The sequence below is a fragment of the Staphylococcus sp. GDY8P94P genome, from assembly GCF_017892255.1.
GTDB lineage: Bacteria > Bacillota > Bacilli > Staphylococcales > Staphylococcaceae > Staphylococcus > Staphylococcus cohnii.
Genome location: NZ_JAESKU010000015.1, coordinates 213,993 through 237,121, shown reverse-complemented (window position 1 = coordinate 237,121; position 23,129 = coordinate 213,993). Strand labels below are relative to the sequence as shown.

21 protein-coding genes, 1 other RNA gene and 1 other annotated feature are annotated in these 23,129 nt (G+C 32.8%); of the genes, 2 read left to right on the top strand and 20 right to left on the bottom strand.

The genetic code is table 11. From position 1 onward, the window contains the following. Nucleotides 1–11: 11 nt before the first annotated feature. From KA926_RS10550 to sal, 11 genes are all read right to left on the bottom strand, one after another. On the bottom strand, nt 12–935 hold the full coding sequence (locus KA926_RS10550) for a peptidase U32 family protein (RefSeq protein ID WP_210144294.1): 924 nt from the start codon (nt 933–935) through the stop codon (nt 12–14). Beyond that, the gene (locus tag KA926_RS10545; protein ID WP_210144293.1) at nt 932–1,573 is read right to left on the bottom strand and encodes an O-methyltransferase; all 642 of its coding nucleotides are present in this window, start codon (nt 1,571–1,573) and stop codon (nt 932–934) included. The genes KA926_RS10550 and KA926_RS10545 overlap by 4 nt, the downstream gene beginning before the upstream one ends. Nucleotides 1,574–2,293: 720 nt before the next feature. Then, entirely contained in the window at nt 2,294–2,620 is a 327-nt protein-coding gene (locus KA926_RS10540; RefSeq protein WP_107384957.1) for a DUF1292 domain-containing protein, read from the bottom strand. Between the two features lie 16 nt (nt 2,621–2,636). Continuing rightward, complete coding sequence (gene ruvX, locus KA926_RS10535; protein ID WP_019469412.1) at nt 2,637–3,065, bottom strand: Holliday junction resolvase RuvX; 429 nt, start codon at nt 3,063–3,065, stop codon at nt 2,637–2,639. A gap of 3 nt (nt 3,066–3,068) precedes the next feature. Then, the gene (locus KA926_RS10530; RefSeq protein WP_019469413.1) at nt 3,069–3,329 is read right to left on the bottom strand and encodes an IreB family regulatory phosphoprotein; all 261 of its coding nucleotides are present in this window, start codon (nt 3,327–3,329) and stop codon (nt 3,069–3,071) included. 67 nt (nt 3,330–3,396) lie between these two features. Beyond that, entirely contained in the window at nt 3,397–6,027 is a 2,631-nt protein-coding gene (gene alaS / locus KA926_RS10525) for an alanine--tRNA ligase (RefSeq protein ID WP_210144292.1), read from the bottom strand. A gap of 77 nt (nt 6,028–6,104) precedes the next feature. Then, nucleotides 6,105–6,293 (bottom strand) — a binding site (T-box leader). Between the two features lie 33 nt (nt 6,294–6,326). Beyond that, nucleotides 6,327–8,714, bottom strand: coding sequence for an SF1B family DNA helicase RecD2 (recD2, locus tag KA926_RS10520; RefSeq protein WP_210144291.1), 2,388 nt, complete (start codon nt 8,712–8,714; stop codon nt 6,327–6,329). Between the two features lie 4 nt (nt 8,715–8,718). Beyond that, on the bottom strand, nt 8,719–9,402 hold the full coding sequence (locus tag KA926_RS10515) for a tetratricopeptide repeat protein (RefSeq protein ID WP_481906364.1): 684 nt from the start codon (nt 9,400–9,402) through the stop codon (nt 8,719–8,721). Between the two features lie 179 nt (nt 9,403–9,581). Further along, nucleotides 9,582–10,694, bottom strand: a complete 1,113-nt coding sequence (gene mnmA, locus KA926_RS10510; protein ID WP_210144289.1) for a tRNA 2-thiouridine(34) synthase MnmA — start codon at nt 10,692–10,694, stop codon at nt 9,582–9,584. Then, complete coding sequence (locus KA926_RS10505; protein WP_210144288.1) at nt 10,695–11,837, bottom strand: cysteine desulfurase family protein; 1,143 nt, start codon at nt 11,835–11,837, stop codon at nt 10,695–10,697. A gap of 60 nt (nt 11,838–11,897) precedes the next feature. Next, on the bottom strand, nt 11,898–13,529 hold the full coding sequence (gene sal, locus KA926_RS10500; RefSeq protein WP_210144287.1) for a Sal family ABC-F type ribosomal protection protein: 1,632 nt from the start codon (nt 13,527–13,529) through the stop codon (nt 11,898–11,900). Nucleotides 13,530–13,815: 286 nt separating this feature from the next. Here sal and KA926_RS10495 point away from each other — a divergent pair, with 286 nt between their 5' ends. Further along, the gene (locus KA926_RS10495) at nt 13,816–14,817 is read left to right on the top strand and encodes an LLM class flavin-dependent oxidoreductase (RefSeq protein ID WP_210144286.1); all 1,002 of its coding nucleotides are present in this window, start codon (nt 13,816–13,818) and stop codon (nt 14,815–14,817) included. A 79-nt stretch (nt 14,818–14,896) separates the two neighbouring features. Here the strand turns inward: KA926_RS10495 and KA926_RS10490 are convergent, their stop codons facing one another. From KA926_RS10490 to cymR, 3 genes are all read right to left on the bottom strand, one after another. Then, nucleotides 14,897–15,058, bottom strand: coding sequence for a hypothetical protein (locus KA926_RS10490; RefSeq protein ID WP_019469421.1), 162 nt, complete (start codon nt 15,056–15,058; stop codon nt 14,897–14,899). Between the two features lie 35 nt (nt 15,059–15,093). Then, a complete protein-coding gene (locus KA926_RS10485; RefSeq protein ID WP_040030019.1) occupies nt 15,094–15,276 on the bottom strand; it encodes a CsbD family protein in 183 nt (60 codons plus the stop codon). Between the two features lie 131 nt (nt 15,277–15,407). Next, the gene (gene cymR / locus KA926_RS10480; RefSeq protein WP_210144285.1) at nt 15,408–15,827 is read right to left on the bottom strand and encodes a cysteine metabolism transcriptional regulator CymR; all 420 of its coding nucleotides are present in this window, start codon (nt 15,825–15,827) and stop codon (nt 15,408–15,410) included. A gap of 86 nt (nt 15,828–15,913) precedes the next feature. Here cymR and KA926_RS10475 point away from each other — a divergent pair, with 86 nt between their 5' ends. Continuing rightward, nucleotides 15,914–17,194 carry a replication-associated recombination protein A gene (locus tag KA926_RS10475; protein WP_210144284.1) on the top strand — a complete coding sequence of 427 codons (1,281 nt, stop codon included), beginning with the start codon at nt 15,914–15,916 and terminating at the stop codon, nt 17,192–17,194. 75 nt (nt 17,195–17,269) lie between these two features. Here KA926_RS10475 and KA926_RS10470 read toward each other — a convergent pair whose 3' ends face one another. The 6 genes from KA926_RS10470 to dtd all read right to left on the bottom strand — a co-directional run bounded on the left by KA926_RS10470 (nt 17,270) and on the right by dtd (nt 23,124). Further along, on the bottom strand, nt 17,270–18,037 hold the full coding sequence (locus tag KA926_RS10470) for a tRNA threonylcarbamoyladenosine dehydratase (RefSeq protein WP_210144283.1): 768 nt from the start codon (nt 18,035–18,037) through the stop codon (nt 17,270–17,272). A gap of 127 nt (nt 18,038–18,164) precedes the next feature. Then, nucleotides 18,165–18,355, bottom strand: a non-coding RNA gene (ssrS, locus tag KA926_RS10465) — 6S RNA. A 61-nt stretch (nt 18,356–18,416) separates the two neighbouring features. Next, the gene (gene aspS, locus KA926_RS10460) at nt 18,417–20,183 is read right to left on the bottom strand and encodes an aspartate--tRNA ligase (protein WP_210144282.1); all 1,767 of its coding nucleotides are present in this window, start codon (nt 20,181–20,183) and stop codon (nt 18,417–18,419) included. A gap of 12 nt (nt 20,184–20,195) precedes the next feature. After that, nucleotides 20,196–21,458, bottom strand: a complete 1,263-nt coding sequence (hisS, locus tag KA926_RS10455) for a histidine--tRNA ligase (protein WP_210144281.1) — start codon at nt 21,456–21,458, stop codon at nt 20,196–20,198. 341 nt (nt 21,459–21,799) lie between these two features. Continuing rightward, nucleotides 21,800–22,675: an N-acetylmuramoyl-L-alanine amidase family protein gene (locus KA926_RS10450; RefSeq protein WP_210144280.1), complete on the bottom strand. Its 876-nt coding sequence runs from the start codon at nt 22,673–22,675 to the stop codon at nt 21,800–21,802. Beyond that, entirely contained in the window at nt 22,672–23,124 is a 453-nt protein-coding gene (gene dtd, locus KA926_RS10445) for a D-aminoacyl-tRNA deacylase (protein ID WP_210144279.1), read from the bottom strand. The genes KA926_RS10450 and dtd overlap by 4 nt, the downstream gene beginning before the upstream one ends. Nucleotides 23,125–23,129 lie beyond the last annotated feature (5 nt).

Below are 23,129 nucleotides of genomic sequence, written 5' to 3'. Positions count from 1 at the left end.
TTAAACCTCCCTTAATAGACTGTTTGCTTATACAAGAATCCTTCATCAAACGGACGATGCTCAGGTTGAATAGCTTCGATCGGATCTACGAGCATAAATTTTTCATCATCATAAGCCTCTGGATCTTCATTGAATAAATCAATAGCTTCTCTATATTGTTCTGTACAAACATTGATATATTCTTCAGTTTGTAATACACCGTCAATCTTGAATGCATCAATATTGGCTGCTAAAAGTTGATCTAACTCTTCAATCAAACATATATCATTGGGCGACATAATATGTGTTCCATTGTAATCCTCAAAAACAGGATATTTGTTATCTCGTTCTTCATCATATAATAACAACTCATTAGCTACTTTGTTTCGATGAATTTTTATTTGTCTTTCTTGGAAAGTAAAATAGTTGCCTAATAACATGCGTTTTGATTGGAACATGCAAGTCATACCATGTACTTGTACTTCAACCTCTACATCTGCATGTTGTTTTATATTTAATATTTCATCTAAACTTAATTCTCTAGCTAGTTGCGCGCGTTGCGCCCCCTTTTTTCCCCAATAGTTGCATTGGAAATAATTTGTGACTAATGCTTCTGCATCCCAATTTAATGGAATTGGATTTTCTTGTTCATTTACATACATAACTACCGCTGGATCACCAAATATAATACGGTCAACTTTTATCTCATGTAAAAAGTCAATATATGCTTTCAATGCATTTAAATGATAATTGTGAAATATACCATTTACTGCCACATAGGCCTTTTTCCCGTGATTATGTATTAATGTCACTGCTTCCACCAATGCTTCTTTTTTAAATTCTCCTGCTAATCTTAAACCAAATTTTTGCTCACCGATTACAAAAGCATCTGCACCTTTTTTAATTAATGCTTCAATATGTTTAACAGATTTTGGCGTTACTAATAATTCTGTCATTTTGATTCTCCTTTAATCGAAATAGCTAGACCATCATCTATATTTAAGAAATTAGTTGTGAAACGAGGTTGAACCATCAGCCATTCATTATACTCTTGTACTTTTTTTACCATTTGTCTGACATTTCTACTTCTCACTACAGCAATATCTGAAACAAAACCATGATACAAAACGTTATCTGTAACTATTATTCCACCTTCTTTGAGTAAAGGCGCATACAAAGTAAAAAACTTTTTTGATTGTGCTTTCGCAGCATCAATAAATATCATATCAAATGATTCATGTTGGATGTTTTCAAAAGCTTCTAAAGCATCTTTTTCAATTAACTCTATTTGCGTATGATATCCAAATTTCGCAAAATTTTCTTTGGCTTTTAATTGCATATCGACATCACGCTCAATGGTAACCACTTTTATTTCCTTAGAAACAGAAGCAAATTGCATACTACTATAGCCAATTGCAGTGCCTATTTCTAAAATACGCTTGGGTTTATGTATTCTGATCAGTTGTTTAATCATATCTAAAGTTAGCCTATCCACGATTGGAACATGATGTTCCACAGCATATGGTCTAAGTTGTTCTATAGCAATATCATTCTCTTTGTGCAATTCTAATAAATATGATTGATTATTATCCATTTCAAAACTTCCTTCAATGTAAATATTTCAAAGTGTTTTTGACAAATAAAATAAATCAGCCAATGATTGTGACTGATTGTATTTCAATTAATAAAAACGGCTATATGTTCTTATATTACGAACTACTTTTTATATAATTCTTTGAAATTATCTCATAAATTTAATTTTAACTTTATATATTTTACCACAAAGCCATATATATTATAAGTGTAAATTGTGATAACCAACTTGTTTATATAGCTATATTGAATACTACATCAATTTCACATAATAAATGCGTATAAGAAACTAATACAGAAATCGAAATTATTATATTTTCATCTCATATATCGATTAAATTATCCAACAGAATAAACACCACAATTGTGCAATGGTTATATATTATAATTTTTTGTGTAAAATATTGTAGTGATTTGTGTTGTCTCTTGGAGTAAAAAAGCACTAGTCTCAGATTTCAGGATGAGTCAGCAGCCGACATAATGAATAGAAAAAAACTGCCAACAAAGTCAGAAACTTTGTCGACAGTATTAACTGAAATTTTTAAATTTCAGCTTGATTGATATTAACACATAATGACCATATTTTTTACACATTAGCTTTTGTAAAATTACAGGTAAAAACACATTGTCACCTAAGACAAAGCGTAAACAATATTGAATCATTTTGTGATTCAGATTCACACTTTAAATATCAATGCATATTTTTAGTGTTGTCCAAATATTATTCATGGTTATGATCATGGTCGTCCATTTCAGTGTTAACGACTTCTTCAATCATATCCCATTCTTCATCAGTTTCAACTGGTAAGAATTTTCCACCTTCACCATCTACATCAGGCTCATTTATCATTGGTACTAATTCGATTAAATCATCATCATCTGATTCTGCACCTTCTTCAGCAAGAATCACATATTCTTTTTTGAATTCAGGATGGAAAAATTCTAATACTTTTCGATAAAGTACTTCGTTTCCATCTTCATCAAACAAAGTTAATAATTCCTCTTGGTTGTTAATTTCTAATTCAGATTCATGGTTGTGTTCAGTCATTATAAAACGCTCCTTTTTATTGTATAGAATCTAAATAGCCTTGTAATATAAATACTGCAGCCATTTTATCTATTACTTTTTTTCGTTTTTGTCTAGAAACATCTGCTTCAAGTAAAGAACGTTCTGCAGCCATGGTACTTAAACGCTCATCCCACATGATTATCTCTACAGATGGCAATGCTTCCTGAAGTTGCTCCTTGTATTGTAACGAAGCTTCGCCTCGAAATCCAATAGAATTATTCATATTCTTTGGCAAACCTATGACAACAGTACCAACTTTTTCTTTCTCTATGATCGTTACTAGTCTGTCTATACCTAGTTCATTCTTATCTTCGTTTATATGGAGTGTATCTAATCCCTGAGCTGTCCAACCCATGAGATCACTTATAGCAATGCCAACAGTTTTACTTCCTACATCTAAACCTAAAATTTTATGTTTTAGCATTAATTACTTTGAGTTCTCTTGTAAATAATTTGAAACTAATTCTTCCATGATATCGTCGCGATCAATACGACGAATTTGGTTTCTAGCTTCATTATTACGTGGAATATAAGCAGGATCACCTGATAATAAATAACCGACAATTTGATTTACAGGATTGTAGCCACGTTCATTCAGTGTGTTATAGACATTTTGAAGTACTGTTTTGACATCTTCTTTTGGAATTTCATCATAATTAAATTTCATTGTTTTATCAAAATTTTCCATTTTGTAACACTCCTTCGTATCGACTAAAAAGTACTTATTGTTAATTCTACATTACAAAACGTAGAACTTATAGAGATTTAATGTAATCTTTAATGAAACGTAATGATTCTGTTATGTTTTCAGGTTGAGTGCCCCCACCTTGAGCCATATCTGGGCGGCCACCACCTTTACCACCTACAATTGGTGCCATGTTTTTAATAATGTCACCAGCTTTTACACTATCTGTTAATTCTTTTGGTACTGTAGCTACTAAAGACACTTTGCCATCTATGTTACTGATTAAAATTATAATAGCATCTTGCAACTTAGATTTAAAGTCATCCATTGTCTCACGAATCGCTTTTGCGTTTGCGACTTCAACTTCAGTTGCAAGTACATTAAATCCATTAATTTCTTCTACCTGATTTGTAATATCACCCATTTTCAATGTAGTGATTTCTTTATTTCTTTGTTCAAGTTGCTTAGATAATTCTTTTTCATCCGCTTGCATTTGGATAACTTTTTCTAAAACTTGATCATCTGATTTCACTTTAACTTGTGCTTTCACCGCATTAAATTGTTCTTGTATTGTTTCTAAATATAGAAATGCTGATTTTCCGGTAAATGCTTCTATACGTCTCACACCAGCACCTGTACCCGATTCACTCACTATTTTAAACAAACCTATTTCAGAAGTATTATTAACATGGATACCTCCACATAATTCAATGGAGAAAGGTGCCATATTGACAACTCGAACGACATCGCCATATTTTTCACCAAATAATGCCATCGCACCTAATTTTTTAGCTTCAGCAATAGGCATTTCTTGTATATTCACATCTATACTATTCCAAATTTCTTCATTAACTCTTCGCTCAACGTGATCTATTTCATCTTGAGTTAAAGGTCCGAAGTGCGTGAAATCAAATCTTAATCTCTCCGCTTCAACAAGTGAACCTGCTTGATTGACATGATCTCCAAGTACTTCTTTTAATGCAGCATGTAATAAATGTGTGGCGCTGTGATTCTTTTTAATATCTCTTCGTTCAACATGGTTTACACTAGCAAGCACTTCCTCATTCTTTTTAACAGTTCCAAATTGAATTTCACCTTTGTGTAAATTTTGTCCATTAGGTGCTTTGGTTACTTCAGTAACTTTGATTTCGAACTGTTCATTACTTATTGTACCTTCATCTGCAACTTGTCCACCACTCACTGCATAAAATGGTGTTTCTTTTAAAATAAAGTAAATGATTTCTCCAGCTTCAGCTTCGTTTACGAAATCTCCATTATAAATGATATCGGTAATAAACGTTTTTTGATCCATGACATCATAACCTACAAATTGACTCTCTGTTGTTACTTTTTTCAATATGTCACTTTGTACTTGCATAGATTGAGAGTTTTGACGGGCTTGTCTAGCTCTATCACGTTGTTTTTGCATTTCATCTTCAAAAGTATTCATATCAACAGAAAGGTTTTCTTGTGTTGCAATTTCTTCAGTAAGTTCAACTGGAAAACCATATGTGTCATATAATTTAAATGCATCCTTACCACTGATTTCATTTGTCGTTGATTTTGCTTTTGCAATTAAATTATTTAATATCGCTAAACCTTCTTCCAGTGTTTCATGGAAACGTTCTTCTTCCGATTTGATTACGCGCTTGATGAAATCAGCTTTTTCTTTAACGTTCGGATAATAAGGTTCCATGATATCTGCAACGATATCAACCAATTTATACATAAATGGTTCATTAATATCTAATGATTGACTAAACCTTACAGCACGACGTAAAAGCCTACGCAACACATAACCTCGTCCTTCATTTGCTGGTAATGCACCATCAGCGATTGCAAATGAAATTGTGCGTATATGGTCAGAAATGACTTTAAATGCTACATCATAAGTATCTTTTTCAAGATACTTTTTACCTGAAACTTTTTCTACTTCATTAATGATTGGCATAAACAAATCGGTTTCGTAATTTGTACGAACATTTTGCGCTATAGATGCCATTCTTTCAAGCCCCATACCAGTATCAATATTTTTATTTGGTAATGGTGTGTACGTATGATCTTTATTATGATTAAATTCACTAAATACTAAATTCCAAACTTCTAAAAATCTTTCATTCTCACCGCCTGGATACATTTCTTCAGCAGGATCATCTTGTCCAAATTGATCACCGCGATCATAGAATATCTCAGTATTAGGGCCTGAAGGTCCTTCTCCGATATCCCAGAAATTTCCTTCTATACGAATAATTCTACTCTCTTCTAAACCTATGTCTTCATTCCATATTTTATAGGCTTCTCTGTCCTCAGGATGTATCGTTACATACAATCGTTTTGGATCCATAGCCATCCATTTTTCATTCGTTAAAAATGCCCAAGCAAATTCAATAGCCTCTTTTTTAAAATAATCACCAATTGAAAAATTACCTAACATTTCAAAAAAAGTATGATGTCTAGCTGTAAAGCCGACATTCTCAATGTCATTGGTTCTTATCGCTTTTTGAGAATTAACAATACGAGGCTTTTTAGGTGTTTCTCTGCCATCAAAATATTTTTTTAATGTCGCAACACCAGAGTTAATCCATAGTAAAGAATCATCATCTATAGGTACTAATGGTGCAGAAGGTTCAACCATATGCCCTTGTTCAACAAAGTAATCAATAAAATTCTGTCTAATTTCACTTGCTTTTAAGTTTTTCATACTTAAAATTCCTCCATCTCAACTCAAGTTATATCAGTTATTTGATAAAAAAGAAAATAAAAAACGTCCATCCTATCAAAAGGGACGAACGTTTCGCGGTACCACCCTAGTTATAAGCATTAATAATGATTACTCATTTCGCTTATCACTTTAAATAAGTATATTTATTATTTAACATAAAGTAGCTTTCAACTATGCTATCTGTACTTTTCACCAGCCAGTACATCTCTTGTCGACTACCATAGTTTACTCATCTTTATGCACAATCAATTATATTGTATTTACTTTAACCTACGTTGTCAATGTTGAACAAAATCATATGGCGAAATATCTCCCATATTAATCATAGGATTAATTTTATATATATTTTCTTCTGTTAAAACAGTCGTCGAATCAAACGTATCATCAACTTCATCTTCATCTTTACGATCATCATTATTAAAATACGTTTTTAAGAACGTACAAAGCTGTGTCATTCTCACTTGACCATGAGTATTTAAACCGATTTCGAAAGCTTGTGGGTCCCCCAAAAATACCAATGATTGCTTAGCTCTTGTTAGTCCAGTATATAATATCGGTTTTTGCAACATTCTAAAATATTGCTTAACCATAGGCATAATAACGATTGGAAATTCGGAACCTTGTGATTTGTGAATAGACGTACAATATGCATGTGTTAATTCCAATAAATCTTGCCTTACAAAAGTAATTTCATTTCCGTCAAAATCAACGACAATCACATCTTTATTTAAGGCATTTTCTTTTGCCCAAAATATACCAACAACCACTCCAATATCACCATTAAATATATTATCACTTGGTCTATTTACTAGTTGTAGTACTTTATCTCCTTTTCTAAAGACAACATCCCCGAATTCAACTTCACGTGTTTCTTTCTCTTTAGGGTTTAAAATTGTTTGCAATACAGCATTTAATTTTTTTATACCCGCTGAACCTTTATACATCGGAGCTAATACTTGTATATCACTCATATCATAACCTTTATTTACAGCGCTTGAAACCACCTTTTCAACTACTGAAGGTATTTGATCTGTTGAACAGTTGATAAAGTTACGATCGTGAAACCTTTGTGTAATATCGATAGGTTCACCCAATTTCATTCTATGTGCTAATTCTATGATACTGGATCCATCTTGTTGTCGGTAAACTTCAGTTAGATTCACTCTGGGAATTACTTTAGAATCAATAAGATCTTTAAAAACCTGACCTGGGCCTACAGAAGGTAATTGGTCTTCATCACCTACTAATATGACTTGAGCATCTATAGGGACGGCACTAAGGAATTGATGAAATAACCAAGTGTCGACCATTGACATTTCATCTATAATAATTAATTTCGCTGAAATCTCATTATCTAAAATATCCTCTGGTTGTGTGTCTTGATTCCAACCTATTAACCGATGTATAGTCATAGCTTCCAAGCCCGTAGATTCAGCCAACCGTTTTGAAGCTCTTCCTGTCGGGGCTGCTAATACAACGGGATAGTCATCGTTTTGATAATCATCATAATCTAAAGATAAACCATGTATTTCTGCATATAATTCAACAATACCTTTAATCACAGTCGTCTTTCCTGTTCCTGGCCCGCCAGTTAACAGCATAATTTTAGTATTGATTGCAGTTTGTAACGCATCTCTTTGAGAATTTGCATATGTAACCTGATTACGTTGTTCTATTTCACCAATTTCTAATTGTAATTCAGATTGTTCTATTTCTTTTAATTTATTCGTATACGTGTAATTACGATATAAATTTTGAACACTTTTAAGTTCCGAATAATATAAACTAGGAATTGCTATTTCACTTTCTTGCTTTACTAATTTTGTATCTTCAACAAGGACTTGAATCATATTTTCTAACTGTTGATGTTCAATCACTTCAATTGGTGGTTGAGACAGCATTTCTTGTGTCATTTCTAATACAGTTTGTGTCGGCAAGTATGTGTGTCCTTGCTTAATGCATTCTTCTTCTAATACATATAATAAACCAGCTTTTAAACGCTCATCATCGTTATACTGAATACCTACATTTCGTGCTAAAGTATCTGCTTTGTTAAATCCGATACCTTTCACGTCGTATACCAATTGATAAGGTTTGTTTTCTACAATATTGAGTGTATCGCCTAAATAAACTTGATAGATTGCCATCGCGAGTTTAGGCCCAAACCCTAAATCATGTAATCGAATAATGATTTGCTCTGTTTCTTGATTACTCGCAATTTGTTCAGCGATTTGTTTTTGCTTTTTCTTTGGCAAACTAGGTACCTTTTCTAAAATAGATGAGTCATTTAAAATATCTGAAATTGCATTTTCTCCAAGTGTATTTACAATATTTTGGGCTGTTTTTTTACCTATACCTTTAAATAAATCACTAGATAAATAGCTAATTATAGCTTCTTTTGTTTGTGGCAACTCTTTTTCAAACGTTTCAGCTTTTAACTGTTTACCATATTTAGGATGTGAAACGACTTGTCCTTTAAAAGTATAAACATCGCCTTCAGCAATTTCTGGAAAAAACCCTACAACTGTAGGCATAGAATCAAATGCTTCATTAGATTCTATCGTATCTACTTTTAAAACAGTATAAAAATTGTCTTTGTTTTGAAACAAGATAGCATCTACAGTACCTTTAATCATTGAATTATTAAATAATGTAGGGTTATCCATTTAATTACTCCTCCTCTGCGATTGATTTAAACGTTTTGATGGCATGTTGACTCATCAAATGTTCTGGGTTGATAGAAACTGCACGTTCAAAATATTCGATGGCACTTTCTGTATCTTCAGTTAACATATAGGTTGCTAAACCTAAGTTATATAAAGCATCCGTATGGGCTTCATCTAATGTGAGTACATATTTTAATTGTGAAACAGCTTGTTCATACATTTCTAAGTGGCACAATACTAATCCATACTGAAATTGTACTTCTACATCATTGCGATTATCTTTTTCAGCGGCAGTCATTAAAAAGGGAAGTGCTTCTGTAAATGCTTCTAACTGGTTAAAAGACATACCAATCATGTAATTTGTATCTATTTCGTCTACTTTATATTGCAAAGATTGTTGATATAATTTAACCGCTTCTTTATAACGTCCCTCATTGTAATAGACATTAGCTAAATTGTAATAAACAGCACCATTTTCCGGATCAATGGTTAGTGCTTTTTGGAAAAATTTTTCCGCTTTATCTATTTCACCCGCTTCAGCTATTAATATACCTGCATTGATATAGTTTTCGACTTCATTCGGGTTTGCTTCTATATTTTCAAATAGTGCTGCTAAAGCTTGCTCAAAATTACCTTGTTTTATCAGCGTATAAATTTGTTCTTGATTCATGCTATCCCTCTCTCTCAAGATCTTATTATAACATTTAAGAATGAAAAAACAGTAAAAAGGAGTAAGTGACAAATCAAAAATTTAAATTTGATATTGTACGCTTACTCCTCAAAACATGTTCATCTATAAAGCTTTATATTTAATTAACAATAAATCATTGTTATTTTACTATTTTCTAAGACAATTAATTAATTTGTTTAAACAACATAACTTAATTGACCTGATGTTTTGTATACATCATCTATAGTAGCGCCACCTAGACATACATCATTATCATATAAAACAACTGATTGACCTGGAGTAATTGCGCGAACAGGTTCATCAAATGTTACGCGAATCGCATCATCATTTTCTCTTTGAACAAAAACTTTTGTATCTTTTTGACGATATCTAAATTTTGCTGTACATTCAAAGCCATTTTCTAAATCAACAGGGTTAACAAATGAAATATCTGAAGCAATCAAATAATCACTATAAAGGGCTTCATGATGAAAACCTTGTTCTACATATAAGACGTTTTCATTTAAATTTTTGCCAACAACAAACCAAGGATCACCATCTCCACCAATACCTAGACCGTGACGTTGTCCTATAGTATAGTACATTAATCCTGTGTGTGTGCCTATTTTTTTACCATCTAATGTTTGCATTTCACCAGACTGTGCAGGTAAATATTGAGATAAAAATGTTTTGAAATTACGTTCACCAATAAAACAAATACCAGTAGAATCTTTTTTCTGAGCCGTAGCTAAATCTTGTGCTTCAGCAATTCTACGAACTTCTTTTTTATCAATATCACCTATTGGGAACATTACTTTTGATAATTGAGATTGTGATAATTGATTTAAGAAATAAGTTTGATCTTTATTATTGTCTACACCGCGCAACATTTCAACATGTCCATCTTCATGGCGACGTACACGTGCATAATGACCTGTAGCTACATAATCTGCACCTAACTTAAGTGCATGTTCTAAAAATGCTTTGAATTTAATTTCTTTATTACACATCACATCGGGGTTTGGTGTGCGTCCTTTTTTATATTCATCTAAGAAATAAGTAAACACTTTATCCCAATATTCTTTTTCAAAATTAACTGCATAATATGGTATACCAATTTGATTACATACAGCTATGACATCGTTATAATCTTCCGTAGCTGTACACACACCGTTTTCATCCGTATCATCCCAGTTTTTCATAAAAATACCAATGACATCATAACCTTGTTCTTTTAATAAATGTGCTGTAACTGAACTATCTACGCCACCTGACATGCCAACAACAACACGTGTATCTTTATTTGACAACTAAACTTCCTCCTTGAATTTATGATAAATTTTGTGAATTTCAGTAACTAAATATTTTATTTCTTGTTCGGTCGTTTGTTCATTAAAGCTAAATCGTACAGAATGATTTGCTATTGTATCATCACCATACATTGCCAATAAAACATGTGAAGGCGATGTGGAACCTGCAGTACATGCTGACCCAGAAGCTACATATATATTGGCTAAATCTAGCAATGTTAACATAGTTTCTACATCAATAAATGGAAAATACAAATTAACGATGTGACCTGTAGTATCTGTCATTGAGCCGTTTAATTCAAAAGGAACTGATCGTTCTTGTAATGAAACAAGAAATTGGTTTTTCAAATTCATCAAATGGACATTGTTTTCATCTCTATACTGATTTGCTAGTTTTAAAGCTTCAGACAACCCCACAATTTGGGGAACATTTTCTGTACCTGCTCTTCTTTTCACTTCTTGTTCTCCACCTAATTGTGGAAACTTGATGGTTGTACCTGTTTTTATTAGTAAAACTCCGATACCCTTTGGCCCGCCAAATTTATGTGCTGTAATACTCATTGCATCGATATCAAATTCATGAAAATCTATGTCTAAGTGGCCGATTGCTTGTACCGCATCTACATGAAATATGGCATTTGAATGACTTACAATTTCATCAATATCATACATTGGTTGTACTGTACCAATTTCATTATTAACAAACATGATTGAAACGAGTATCGTCTTATCAGTTAATGCACTTTTTAATTGTTCTAACGATATCAAGCCTTCCACATCTACATCAAGGTATGTTACATCAAAACCTTCTTTTTCTAATTGTTCAAAAACATGGAGTACTGAATGATGTTCTATTTTAGTTGTAATAATATGCTTGCCTTTATCTTGATTTGCATACGCAATACCTTTAATCGCTGTGTTATTAGATTCTGTTGCACCACTTGTAAAGATTACTTCACTCGGCTTAGCATTGAGTTGCTTTGCTACGAAACGACGTGACTCATCTAAATATTTACGTGCATCTCTACCTATACTATGTATAGAAGACGGATTACCGTAATGCGTTGTATAGACTTCCATCATTTTATCTATTACTTGCTGTTTAACTGGCGTTGTAGCAGCGTAATCTGCATATACTTCCATGTTTGACACTCCTTACAAATTTATCAATGTTCCAATGATAGCACCATCTATTTAATTTTTCTAGTTGTCTGTTTCAAAATGTCCATTTTCATCTATCATTTCATATTCATCTAACAATGCTAATGTTTCGTCTACATTTGATTTTGTCGTATTATTTAACGTTAAGTTGTATAATTTTTTATCTTTGATTTCCCAGTGTGTCGCTTTAAATCTAGATTGAAAATACTCATCATGTGTCACAACTAATACCTGCCCGTTAAAACTTTTTATCATATTTAAAATTAAGTTCTGTGTTGAAATATCAAAGTAATTAGTTGGCTCATCTAAAATTAATAAATTAGCACCAGAGAAATATAGTAGCACAAATTGAAATCTACTTTTCTCTCCCATAGATAAATGACCAATTGGCGCATTAATTTTTTCTTCATTAAAACCAAATGAAGCTAAAATAGTTTGTGCTTCACTTCGTAATATTTTATTTGTAGTTAATAACATCAAAAGTGGAGATTCTGCTTCATTTAAGTTTTTGTTTGTCTGATCAAAATATCCGATTTTTAGTGAAGGAGTGATTTTTATATTTCCTTGATTTGGAAGTATCTTTTGCCTGATCATTGCAATTAAAAGTGATTTACCACTCCCGTTTTGCCCAGTAATTAAAATATTTTCGTTTTGTTTCATTTCAAAATGAGCATGTTCAAATATATGATGTTCATTTATAGCAACATTGAAGTCTTCAAAATGAATTAAAAAGCGTTTACGCAAACGATTTTGATAATTAAAATGATAATGTTTTTGTTCATTATCTGGCTGATTTATCGTCTTCTCATTTAATTTTTGAGTCATTTGCTTTTCTTTCGTCTTTGCTCTTTGAGCTAACTTACTGAGCTTCTTCTGCTCAAGAGGACTAGGGACACTTGCTTTTTGTTGTGCTGAATGATGCCATGTTTGTATTCGTTGTATCGTGCGATTAAGTTCTGCTATTTCTTTTTGTTGCTTTTCGTACATATTTTGTTGTGTTTGTACCGTTAAATCTTTAATTTCACGGTACTTGGAATAATTACCATTATATTTATTCGTTTTTTCAGACGTTACTTCAATGACATGAGTCGCTGTTTGATCGATAAAATCACGCTGGTGTGATACAAAGATAATTGTATATTTTGATTTTTGTATTTTTTTAATCAGTTGTTCTAACATTTCTAAATCTAAATGATTTGTAGGTTCATCAAGCAAAATCAATGGCTTGTTTGACATAAATGCTTTTAATAATGCTATTCTCGTTTGTTGGCCGCCACTTAAATATTGAATTTGTTTTTCTAAATCTCTTTCAGTTAAATTTAATTGATTTGCCTGAGTGATAATATTCTGTTCAAATTCATAGCCATTTAAAGCACTATAATCAGCAATATACTTATAATTACTTTTAAGCTTCTGTTTTATCTGCAGCAACTCAGGATTTATAGCCATTACATAATCTAATCCTGATAAGTGTTCATAAACAGACATATTTTGATGCATTAAATAAGCTCCATCTTGATATTTCATCTTTATTGCTTCTAACAATGTTGTTTTCCCTACGCCATTGTTACCAATCATTGCAAAATGTTCGCCCTTATCAATTTGAATTTCTACAGAGTTAATTAAATTTTTACCAAATTTTTCAAATGGTTTTTGAACATAATAAAAAGACATACCAATTCCCTCTTTTTCAAGAGATACGATACGCCTTAACAATCCGAACATTATTTATGTTAGGTATTTTACTGATCATTTTTTTAAGACATAATCGTATCCCATATATCACTTTTTTGATTAAATAAATTGTTTTGATTGTTCTTATGAGATTTATCCATTGTCTTAATAAGTCCACCTAACTTTTTTAATTTCATACAGTATAACAGTGAGCAATTTCTTACGCAAGTTTTATTTAGACTGTTATACTGCAATATATTAATATATTTAAGGAGGATATCGTGTAATGAACGATTTAAAATTATCTGCGCTTAATCTCGTTCCTATTAGAGAAGGTCAAACCGATCAAGATGCAATTAGCGATATGGTTAAATTAGCACAAAATTTAGAAGAACTGGATTATGAGAGATATTGGATTGCAGAACATCATAACGCACCTAACCTTGTCAGTTCAGCCACTGCGTTGTTAATACAACATACATTGGAACATACTTCTAAAATAAGAGTAGGTTCTGGTGGTATCATGTTACCTAATCATGCTCCACTTGTTGTTGCAGAACAATTTGGGACAATGGAAACTGTATTTCCAAATCGTGTTGATTTAGGTTTAGGTCGTGCGCCAGGTACTGATATGATGACAGCGAGTGCTTTACGTAGAGATCAACACAATGGCGTTTATGAATTTCCTGAAGAAGTAGAACAACTTGCAACTTATTTCGGACCGGGTAATCAACAAACTTATGTCCGTGCATATCCAGCAGTTGATAAAAACGTTCCTCTTTATATTTTGGGTTCTTCAACTGATTCAGCACACTTAGCTGCACGCAAAGGATTACCTTATGTCTTTGCAGGGCATTTTGCACCACAACAAATGAAAGAAGCAATTGAAATTTATAAAGAACTATTTGAACCCTCAGACGTGTTGAGCAAACCATATGTGATTGTTTGTTTAAATGCAATCGTTGCTGATACAGATGCTCAAGCAGAATATCTGGCAACAACACAGGCTCAGGTTATGGTAAGTATTACTCGAGGAAGAATGCAACCTGTACAACCACCTACTGACGATTTAAAAGGTCTACTCACGCCTACTGAGTATGAAATAGCAAAACAACGTATGCAAAGTTCACTTATTGGTTCTGAAGAAACCGTCAAACAAAAATTACAATCATTTATAGATGAATACGGTGAAATAGATGAATTGATGGCTATTAGCTACATTTATGATCAAGAAGCACAACTTGAATCATATCGTAAACTTAAAAATATGATTACAACGCTAAATTAAATAAAAAAAGCCTAGTTCCTATATTAGAAACTGGGCTTTTTAATATTTAAGCGAAAAAACTTAAACTTTTAAGACAATTTTATTTTTTATCGTCTTTTTTATCATCTTTTTTATCGTCACTGCCACCAGTGAAATTATCGATTTGTTCAGATGCTTGTTTTGCTTTTTCGTTATCAGTATCTTTTAATTTGTCAGAAACGTTTTTTGCAGTTTCTTTTGCTTTATTTAAGAAATCAGCCATAATATAACCACCTTTTTAGTATTAGTTAACGATTATTATTTTTTAAATTTATCGATAACTTCATTTGCTTTATCTTTTGCATTTTCTACTACTTCTTTGGCTTTACCAGAATTTTTATCTTCTTTGCCTTCTTTTTCTAATTCTTTATTGTCGGCTACGTTACCAACTGTTTCTTTAACGTTTCCTTTTGCTTGTTCGAATTTATTTTCATCTGCCATAAATAATACCTCCTTAGCAATGTATTAATTAAATACCACAATACTTAAGTCATAAACATTTAAAACAAATTTTTTTAAATTTTTTCAGTTAAAGTCAAAGAAATGTTTTAATTTACAACGTTATTCACATCTTAAATATAGAACATATATCCATCTAAATTATTAGTTTCATTATAATCTGCTAAGTATTTCAATGTTGTATTATCTAATACTTCTCTTACTGCGTCTCTCATTCTAATCCAAAGTTGTTTCTGTGCAGGAGGTTCAGAATCAATGCTTTCTACGAATGTAATTGGTCCTTCTAACAAACGAATAATGTCACCAGCCGTAATTTCTTCAGCTGCGACTCTCAATTGATAACCACCTTTTGCACCACGAACACTTCGAATTAAACCAGCATTTCTTAATGGACCTACTAGTTGTTCTAGATAAAGATCACTTAAATTATTTTCTTCAGCTATAGATTTTAACGAAACACATCCTTGCCCTTGCTTTTTGGCTAAGGAAATCATTAGTGTTAAGCCATATCTACCTTTTGTTGATATTTTCATTATATAACCTCACTTAATTCGAATACTATATATTAACATTCTATCATTTTTTACGTTAAGATAATATTAGAAAGGTGTGAAAGATTGTGACGAACGAACCACTCGCTTCAAGAATGCGACCAAATAATATTGATGAAATCATTTCACAGGATCATTTAGTTGGTGACAAAGGTATTATACGCAGAATGGTCAATACCAAACGATTATCGTCCATGATTTTTTATGGTCCTCCTGGGATTGGCAAAACGAGTATCGCTAAAGCTATTTCAGGCAGTACTCAGTTTAAATTCCGCCAACTAAATGCTGTAACTAATACTAAAAAAGATATGCAACTCATTGTCGAAGAAGCAAAAATGTCTGGACAAGTCATTCTATTATTAGATGAGATTCATCGTTTAGATAAAGCGAAGCAAGATTTTTTATTGCCTCATCTTGAAAATGGAAAAATCGTATTAATTGGTGCTACAACTTCAAACCCATATCATGCGATTAATCCTGCAATTCGATCAAGAGCACAAATCTTTGAGTTATACCCATTAGATGATAACGACATAAAAGTTTCCTTAGAAAGAGCGCTAACCGATGAAACACGTGGTCTAGCTTCATACAATCCAATCATTGATGAAGAAGCGATGAATTATTTCACAACACAAAGCCAAGGAGATGTTAGAAGTGCGCTGAATGCTTTAGAATTAGCCGTACTCAGTTCTGAGGTGGTTGATAATCAAAGACATATTACATTGGAAGATGCTAAAGATTGCTTGCAAAAAGGTGCTTTTGTCAGTGATAAGGATGGCGATATGCACTATGATGTGATGAGTGCATTTCAGAAATCAATTCGAGGCAGTGATGTTAATGCAGCATTGCATTATTTAGCACGTTTGATAGAAGCTGGAGACTTACCTACTATTGTCAGAAGATTATTAGTTATTAGTTATGAAGATATAGGTTTAGCTTCACCAGGTGCTGGACAACGTACTTTAGCAGCGATTGAATCTGCTGAAAGACTCGGCTTTCCAGAAGCAAGAATACCTTTGAGTCAAGCGGTAATTGAATTATGTCTGTCACCTAAATCTAATTCTGGAATCACTGCTATCGATGCAGCACTGTCAGATATTCGAAAAGGTCATGTAGGACAAATTCCCGATCATTTAAAAGATGGGCATTACTCAGGTGCCAAAGAATTGGGTAGAGCAATAGGCTATAAATATCCTCATAATTATGACAATGGTTTTATACCACAACAATATTTGCCAGACAAATTAAAAAACAAAATTTACTATACGCCTAAAACAACATCAAAAACTGAGCAACAGCTTAAATCAATTTTTGACAACATCAATAAGGCGCAACAAAATAAAAGTTAATTTACAACCATATCAAACAACCGCGTTAACACATTACAAAAGAGTGCTTGTGTTAAACGCGGTTGTTTAATTCCTTTATTTATCCTTGATTCTTGTTACGGGTATATCTTTTAATATATCATTCACTACATAGCTTGCACATATGAGTCCTACAACACTAGGTACAAATGCATTTGAGGATGGTGGCATTTGCCCTTTTCTAGTTGGGGCATTTGCATCGCCAACTGTTTCTTTGACGTCTTCTCTTATGACGATTGGACTTTCATCTGAGAATACTACAGGAATCCCTTTGTATATACCTAACTTTTTCAATTTACGACGTATCAATTTAGCCATTGGATCCATATAAGTTTTAGAAATATCTGCAATTTGGAAACGTGTAGGATCTGTTTTATTTGCGGCACCCATACTTGAAATAACAGAAATACCTCTTTTAAGACATTCTTTCATAAGATGAACTTTGTAAATAAGTGTATCACTCGCATCTAAAAAATAATCTATGTCATAGTTATTAAACAAGTCTTCATATGTTTCTTCTGTATAAAACATATGAAGCGATGTGACTTTACATTCAGGATTGATTAATTTAATGCGCTCTTCCATTAATGTTACTTTACTTTGACCAATTGTAGATGTTAATGCATGTAGTTGACGATTAACGTTCGTTATATCAACATCGTCTTTATCTATTAATATAATATGGCCTATATTAGTACGAGCTAATGCTTCAGCTGCAAATGAGCCAACGCCTCCTACTCCTAAAACAACAACGGTTTTTTGTTTTAATAAATCTAAACCTTCTTGGCCGTATGCCAATTCATTTCTCGAAAATTGATGTTTCATTTTTAAACTCCTTATTTAGCGAATACTATTATCATAACATTTTTGCTTGCTGATTATTTGTAAAACAATATTTTCTGTTAATTTATAACGATATAAAAAATACGCAAGACCGAAGTCTTGCGTACCGATAGAGTCCGTGCGTGCCGTAGTTATAAATTGCTTGATCATTCGGCCTGCTATTAACAGGTGGGTGCCCTGTTTCTTGTTTTGCAAGTCCTCCTTAAGAGGCGTGTGCGCTGCAAGAAAACCTATTGGGCTCCCGGATCAAAGAGTGTTAGGCCCAAATATGAAGCAAACTTACGAACACGACAGATGACTACCTTATGCAAGTATAATAACACATTATTGGAATTTAGCAAGAATAAAGACTTGGTAAAAATTAATGTCTAATTCTTAATGATAGTTCTTCTAATTGATTTTCTGATACTTCGCTAGGCGCATTTGTTAATAAACAAGTTGCAGATGCCGTTTTAGGGAATGCAATTGTGTCGCGTAAATTCGTACGACCAGTTAACAACATCACTAAGCGGTCTAGACCTAAAGCAATTCCACCATGTGGTGGTGCGCCATATTTAAATGCATCTAATAAGAAACCAAACTGTTCCCTAGCTTGCCCTTCAGTAAATCCTAATACTTTAAACATTTTTGATTGTAAACCTTCATTATGAATTCTGATAGAACCGCCACCGAGTTCATAACCATTTAACACAATATCGTATGCATTAGCTTGAGCATTTTCAGGTTCAGTATCTAATTTATTAATATCTTCTTGTTTTGGTGCTGTAAATGGATGATGCGCAGCAGTATAACGTTTTAACTCTTCATCATATTCAAGCAATGGCCAGTCTGTTACCCATAAGAAGTTTAATTTACTTTCATCAATTAAATCTAATTCTTTAGCCAATTTTAATCTTAGCGCACCTAAACTTTGAGCAACAACATTAGGTTTGTCAGCTACAAATAACACTAGATCTCCAGCTTTTGCACCAGTCAACGATTTTAATTTTTCAACATGGTCTGCTTCAAAGAATTTAGCTATAGGGCCGTTTAAACCTTCTTCAACTACTTTTACCCACGCCAAACCTTTCGCACCGTATATATTAACAAATTCAGTTAAAGCATCAATATCTTTTCTAGTGTAATTATCAGATGCACCTTCAGCTACAATTGCCTTCACTTGTCCATCGTTATTTACTGCATCTTTGAAGACTTTAAAGTCCATGATTTCACCAAGTTCTGAAACGTTAATTAATTCCATACCAAAACGTGTATCTGGTTTATCAGAACCAAAACGTGCCATTGCTTCATTATAAGTCATTCTTGGGAATGGACGCGGCACTTCCACTTCTTTTACATCTTTTACAACTTTTTGTAACATTTCTTCGCCCATATCCATGACGTCTTCTTGATCAACAAAGCTCATTTCAATATCAACTTGCGTAAATTCTGGTTGACGGTCTGCACGTAAATCTTCGTCACGGAAACATTTAACAATCTGATAATATTTATCAAAGCCACTAATCATTAACAATTGTTTAAATATTTGTGGTGATTGAGGCAATGCATAAAATTCACCTTCATGAACACGGGATGGTACTAAATAATCGCGCGCACCTTCAGGTGTTGATTTAGTTAGCACAGGTGTTTCTATATCATAGAAACCTTCACCATCTAAATATTGTCTAATTGAACGTGTTGTTTGATGTCTCATCTTAAAAGTTTGTGCTAATTCTTGACGTCTTAAATCTAAATATCTATATTTTAGTCTTATGTTTTCATCCACATTTTGATTATCCTCATTTAATGCAAATGGTGGTGTTTCGGCTTTATTAATAATTTCAATATCTGAAACTTGTACTTCAACTTGACCTGTAGCAATTTTGGGATTTACTGTTTGAGGGTCACGTTTTTTTACAATACCTTTTACTTCTACAACGTACTCAGATCTAATTGTTTCAGCTATACGCAAGGCTTCTTCTGAAAAGTCTGGATTAAATACAATTTGCACATAACCTTCACGGTCACGTAAATCTACAAAGATAAGTCCACCTAAATCTCTACGATTATGTACCCAACCTTTTAATATAACTTCTTGTTCTAATAATGATTCAGTCACTAAACCACAATATGTTGTACGTTTACTCATGATATCTTCTCCTTAATTTCTAAAATAGTTAACAAGTTCATTTAAATCAATACGTTCTGATGTTCCGGTTTCCATATTTTTTACATTAATATTTTTTTCTTCTAATTCTTGATCACCAATAACAACAGTATGTTTGGCATTCAGTCTATCAGCTTGTTTCATTTGTCCCTTAACTTTACGTTCCATATAATCTTTGTCCGCTTTAACGCCATTTTTACGTAAATCATTCAATAATTTTACTGCATAACGGTCTGCTTCTTCACCCATAGTAACGATAAATAAATCAAAATCATGGTCAACATCTAATTCAATGCCTTCTTCTTCTAATGCCATTAACAATCTTTCAATGCTAAGTGCAAAACCAATACCTGTTTGACTTGGACCATCTAGCAATTCAAGTAGACCATTATAACGGCCACCACCACATAAAGTCGTAATCGCACCTTCATAATTTGGATTATCAATCATCAGTTCAAATGCTGTGTGTGTATAATAATCTAAGCCTCTTACTAAGTTAGGATCTTCTTCATATTTGATGTCTAAATCGTTTAAATGCTGTTTTACTTCCTCAAAATATGCTTTTGAATCATCATTTAAATATTCTGTAATGCGCGGTGCTGTTTTCACTGCTTCTTTATCTTTATCAACTTTACAATCCAAAATTCTCATTGGGTTAGTATGCAAACGTGCTTGGCAATCCTTACAAAAATCGCCAATTACTGGTTCAAAATGTTTAACCAAGGCTTCATTGTATTCTTTGCGCGAATCAATATCGCCAATACTATTAATAACTAATTTTAAATGTTTAAGACCAAATGACTGATAAATATGCATGACCATTGCTAAAATTTCAGCATCAATACTAGGATTTTCTGCTCCTATGGCTTCTACACCAAATTGTGTAAATTGACGATAACGTCCTTTCTGTTTTCGTTCATAGCGGAACATTGGACCATTGTAGTACAATTTAATCGGTTGGTTAGGTAATCCCTGCATTTTATTTTCTATATATGAACGTACTACTGCAGCAGTACCCTCAGGTCTCAAAGTGATACTGCGGTCGCCTTTATCTTTGAATGTATACATTTCTTTTTGAACGACATCTGTAGAATCACCAACGCCACGTGCAAATAATTCAGTACTTTCAAAAATAGGCGTACGAATTTCTTCATAATTATATAATTCCATCAATTCATCTAATTTTGCTTCTATATATCGCCATTTTTTTGTTTCGCTTGGTAAAATGTCTTGTGTTCCTCTAGGAATATTTATCATAAAACCTCTCCTTTTATACAATAAAAAGCCCCTTGCATAACTATACAGTTATACAAGGGACGAATATCCGTGTTGCCACCCTATTTGGTTAGATATAGTTTATCAATAAGCTATATCAACCCACTTCATACGGATAACGTTCGTCACACGGCTTTAATTTCATAAAGCACCTCTTCTTGTGTTTTAATAACTAAACTACTAAGCATAATTTTCCAGCCTCGAATTATGTCTCTACACATTTAAAATGTTGACGTTTCATTTAGCATAGTCAAGAATAATAACGGTTTTAATATAGAATTCATATCTAATAATAACGAGTTATTGATTAATATGCAACCTTTTTATTCTGAAAAATATGCACGTAAACCATCGACAACTGCTTGTTCAACAATGTGGCGATGTAATTGATTCGTTATCATATCTTCATCTGTTGGATTACTAATATAACCTAACTCTAATAAAACAGCGGGGACATTCGTCTGTCTCAATACTTGGAAGTTTTCTTGTCGAGCGCCTTTATTTGTCAGTAACGCTTTTTTTTGTATGTAAAGATTTAATGTTTCTGCAAGTGCTTTTTGATTATCTTGAAGCCAATAAACTGTAGTTCCATTAGCTTTAGAAGATTTTAGCGAATCATTATGTATGCTGATAAAAGCATCACCTTTAATATTACGATCGTCCAAACTAACATAACTATCTGAACTTCTCGTCATATTTACAGTCGCGCCTTCTTTTTCAAGAAGACTTTTCAATTCTTTCGCTGTTTTCAGTGTATAAACTTTTTCAGTGCTCTTCTTTTTTGTATTACTTGAAGCTCCCTGGTCACTTCCCCCGTGACCAGGATCAAGTACAATTGTTTTATCTTTAAGTGGTTTATCGTTAGCATTAGCATCTGCTTGAATATCTAGATTTGTATGCCAACCAGCCACCCAACCTTTATCTTTATGATTACTTGATTCAACTTCAATCCATTTGCCGGATTTACCAATTTTATTATAACTTTGACCTTGATTAGCCGGTTTAATAGTAGGATATACAGCATTAGGACCTGTTCTCAAATCAGTATCTTCCGTTATATATATCGTACTCGCATCTTCATCATTGTGATTTAAAAAAGCGATGAGCATAAAAATAAATATGACAAATGCTAACGTAACAATAAGTGTAGAGAAATTTTTTAAATTATGTTTATCTAGCCAAGTATTGATTGTTTTCATACGATTTTGCCATCCTGACTTTCATAAATAATTGTCACTGGGCCATCGTTGGCAATATTAACAAGCATATCTGTGCCAAATTCTCCTGTTAATACATTTATGTTATAAGTGCGTAATGCCTCATTAAATTTTTCATAAAGTTCATTTGCTTTTTCGGGCGGCATTGAATTGGTAAAACCAGGTCTATTACCTTTTCTTACATCTGCATATAGTGTGAATTGTGAGATAGAAAGAATCTCTCCTTGTACTTGCTGTAAATTCAAATTAAGTTTGCCATTCTCATCTTCAAACAATCGGGCATTCACAATTTTTCTTACTAATGTATCAATGTCCGCTTCTGTAGACGATTTACCTACGCCAACAAGCAAACAAAAGCCTTTATTTATTTTATTATCTATTGAACCATTAGAAACGGATGCTTCTTTCACTCTTTGAACAATAATCCTCATGTGTA

Bases quoted from the DNA above. Each gene is read 5' to 3' on its own strand.
- aspS (WP_210144282.1), bottom strand. From the start codon at position 20,183: ATGAGTAAACGTACAACATATTGTGGTTTAGTGACTGAATCATTATTA.
- KA926_RS10490 (WP_019469421.1), bottom strand. From the start codon at position 15,058: ATGGCTGATTTCTTAAATAAAGCAAAAGAAACTGCAAAAAACGTTTCT.
- KA926_RS10495 (WP_210144286.1), top strand. From the start codon at position 13,816: ATGAACGATTTAAAATTATCTGCGCTTAATCTCGTTCCTATTAGAGAA.
- KA926_RS10550 (WP_210144294.1), bottom strand. From the start codon at position 935: ATGACAGAATTATTAGTAACGCCAAAATCTGTTAAACATATTGAAGCA.
- KA926_RS10470 (WP_210144283.1), bottom strand. From the start codon at position 18,037: ATGAAACATCAATTTTCGAGAAATGAATTGGCATACGGCCAAGAAGGT.
- ruvX (WP_019469412.1), bottom strand. From the start codon at position 3,065: ATGCTAAAACATAAAATTTTAGGTTTAGATGTAGGAAGTAAAACTGTT.
- KA926_RS10545 (WP_210144293.1), bottom strand. From the start codon at position 1,573: ATGGATAATAATCAATCATATTTATTAGAATTGCACAAAGAGAATGAT.
- hisS (WP_210144281.1), bottom strand. From the start codon at position 21,458: ATGATAAATATTCCTAGAGGAACACAAGACATTTTACCAAGCGAAACA.
- KA926_RS10485 (WP_040030019.1), bottom strand. From the start codon at position 15,276: ATGGCAGATGAAAATAAATTCGAACAAGCAAAAGGAAACGTTAAAGAA.
- sal (WP_210144287.1), bottom strand. From the start codon at position 13,529: ATGTCTTTTTATTATGTTCAAAAACCATTTGAAAAATTTGGTAAAAAT.
- dtd (WP_210144279.1), bottom strand. From the start codon at position 23,124: ATGAGGATTATTGTTCAAAGAGTGAAAGAAGCATCCGTTTCTAATGGT.
- KA926_RS10530 (WP_019469413.1), bottom strand. From the start codon at position 3,329: ATGGAAAATTTTGATAAAACAATGAAATTTAATTATGATGAAATTCCA.
- KA926_RS10450 (WP_210144280.1), bottom strand. From the start codon at position 22,675: ATGAAAACAATCAATACTTGGCTAGATAAACATAATTTAAAAAATTTC.
- KA926_RS10540 (WP_107384957.1), bottom strand. From the start codon at position 2,620: ATGACTGAACACAACCATGAATCTGAATTAGAAATTAACAACCAAGAG.
- cymR (WP_210144285.1), bottom strand. From the start codon at position 15,827: ATGAAAATATCAACAAAAGGTAGATATGGCTTAACACTAATGATTTCC.
- alaS (WP_210144292.1), bottom strand. From the start codon at position 6,027: ATGAAAAACTTAAAAGCAAGTGAAATTAGACAGAATTTTATTGATTAC.
- recD2 (WP_210144291.1), bottom strand. From the start codon at position 8,714: ATGGATAACCCTACATTATTTAATAATTCAATGATTAAAGGTACTGTA.
- KA926_RS10505 (WP_210144288.1), bottom strand. From the start codon at position 11,837: ATGGAAGTATATGCAGATTACGCTGCTACAACGCCAGTTAAACAGCAA.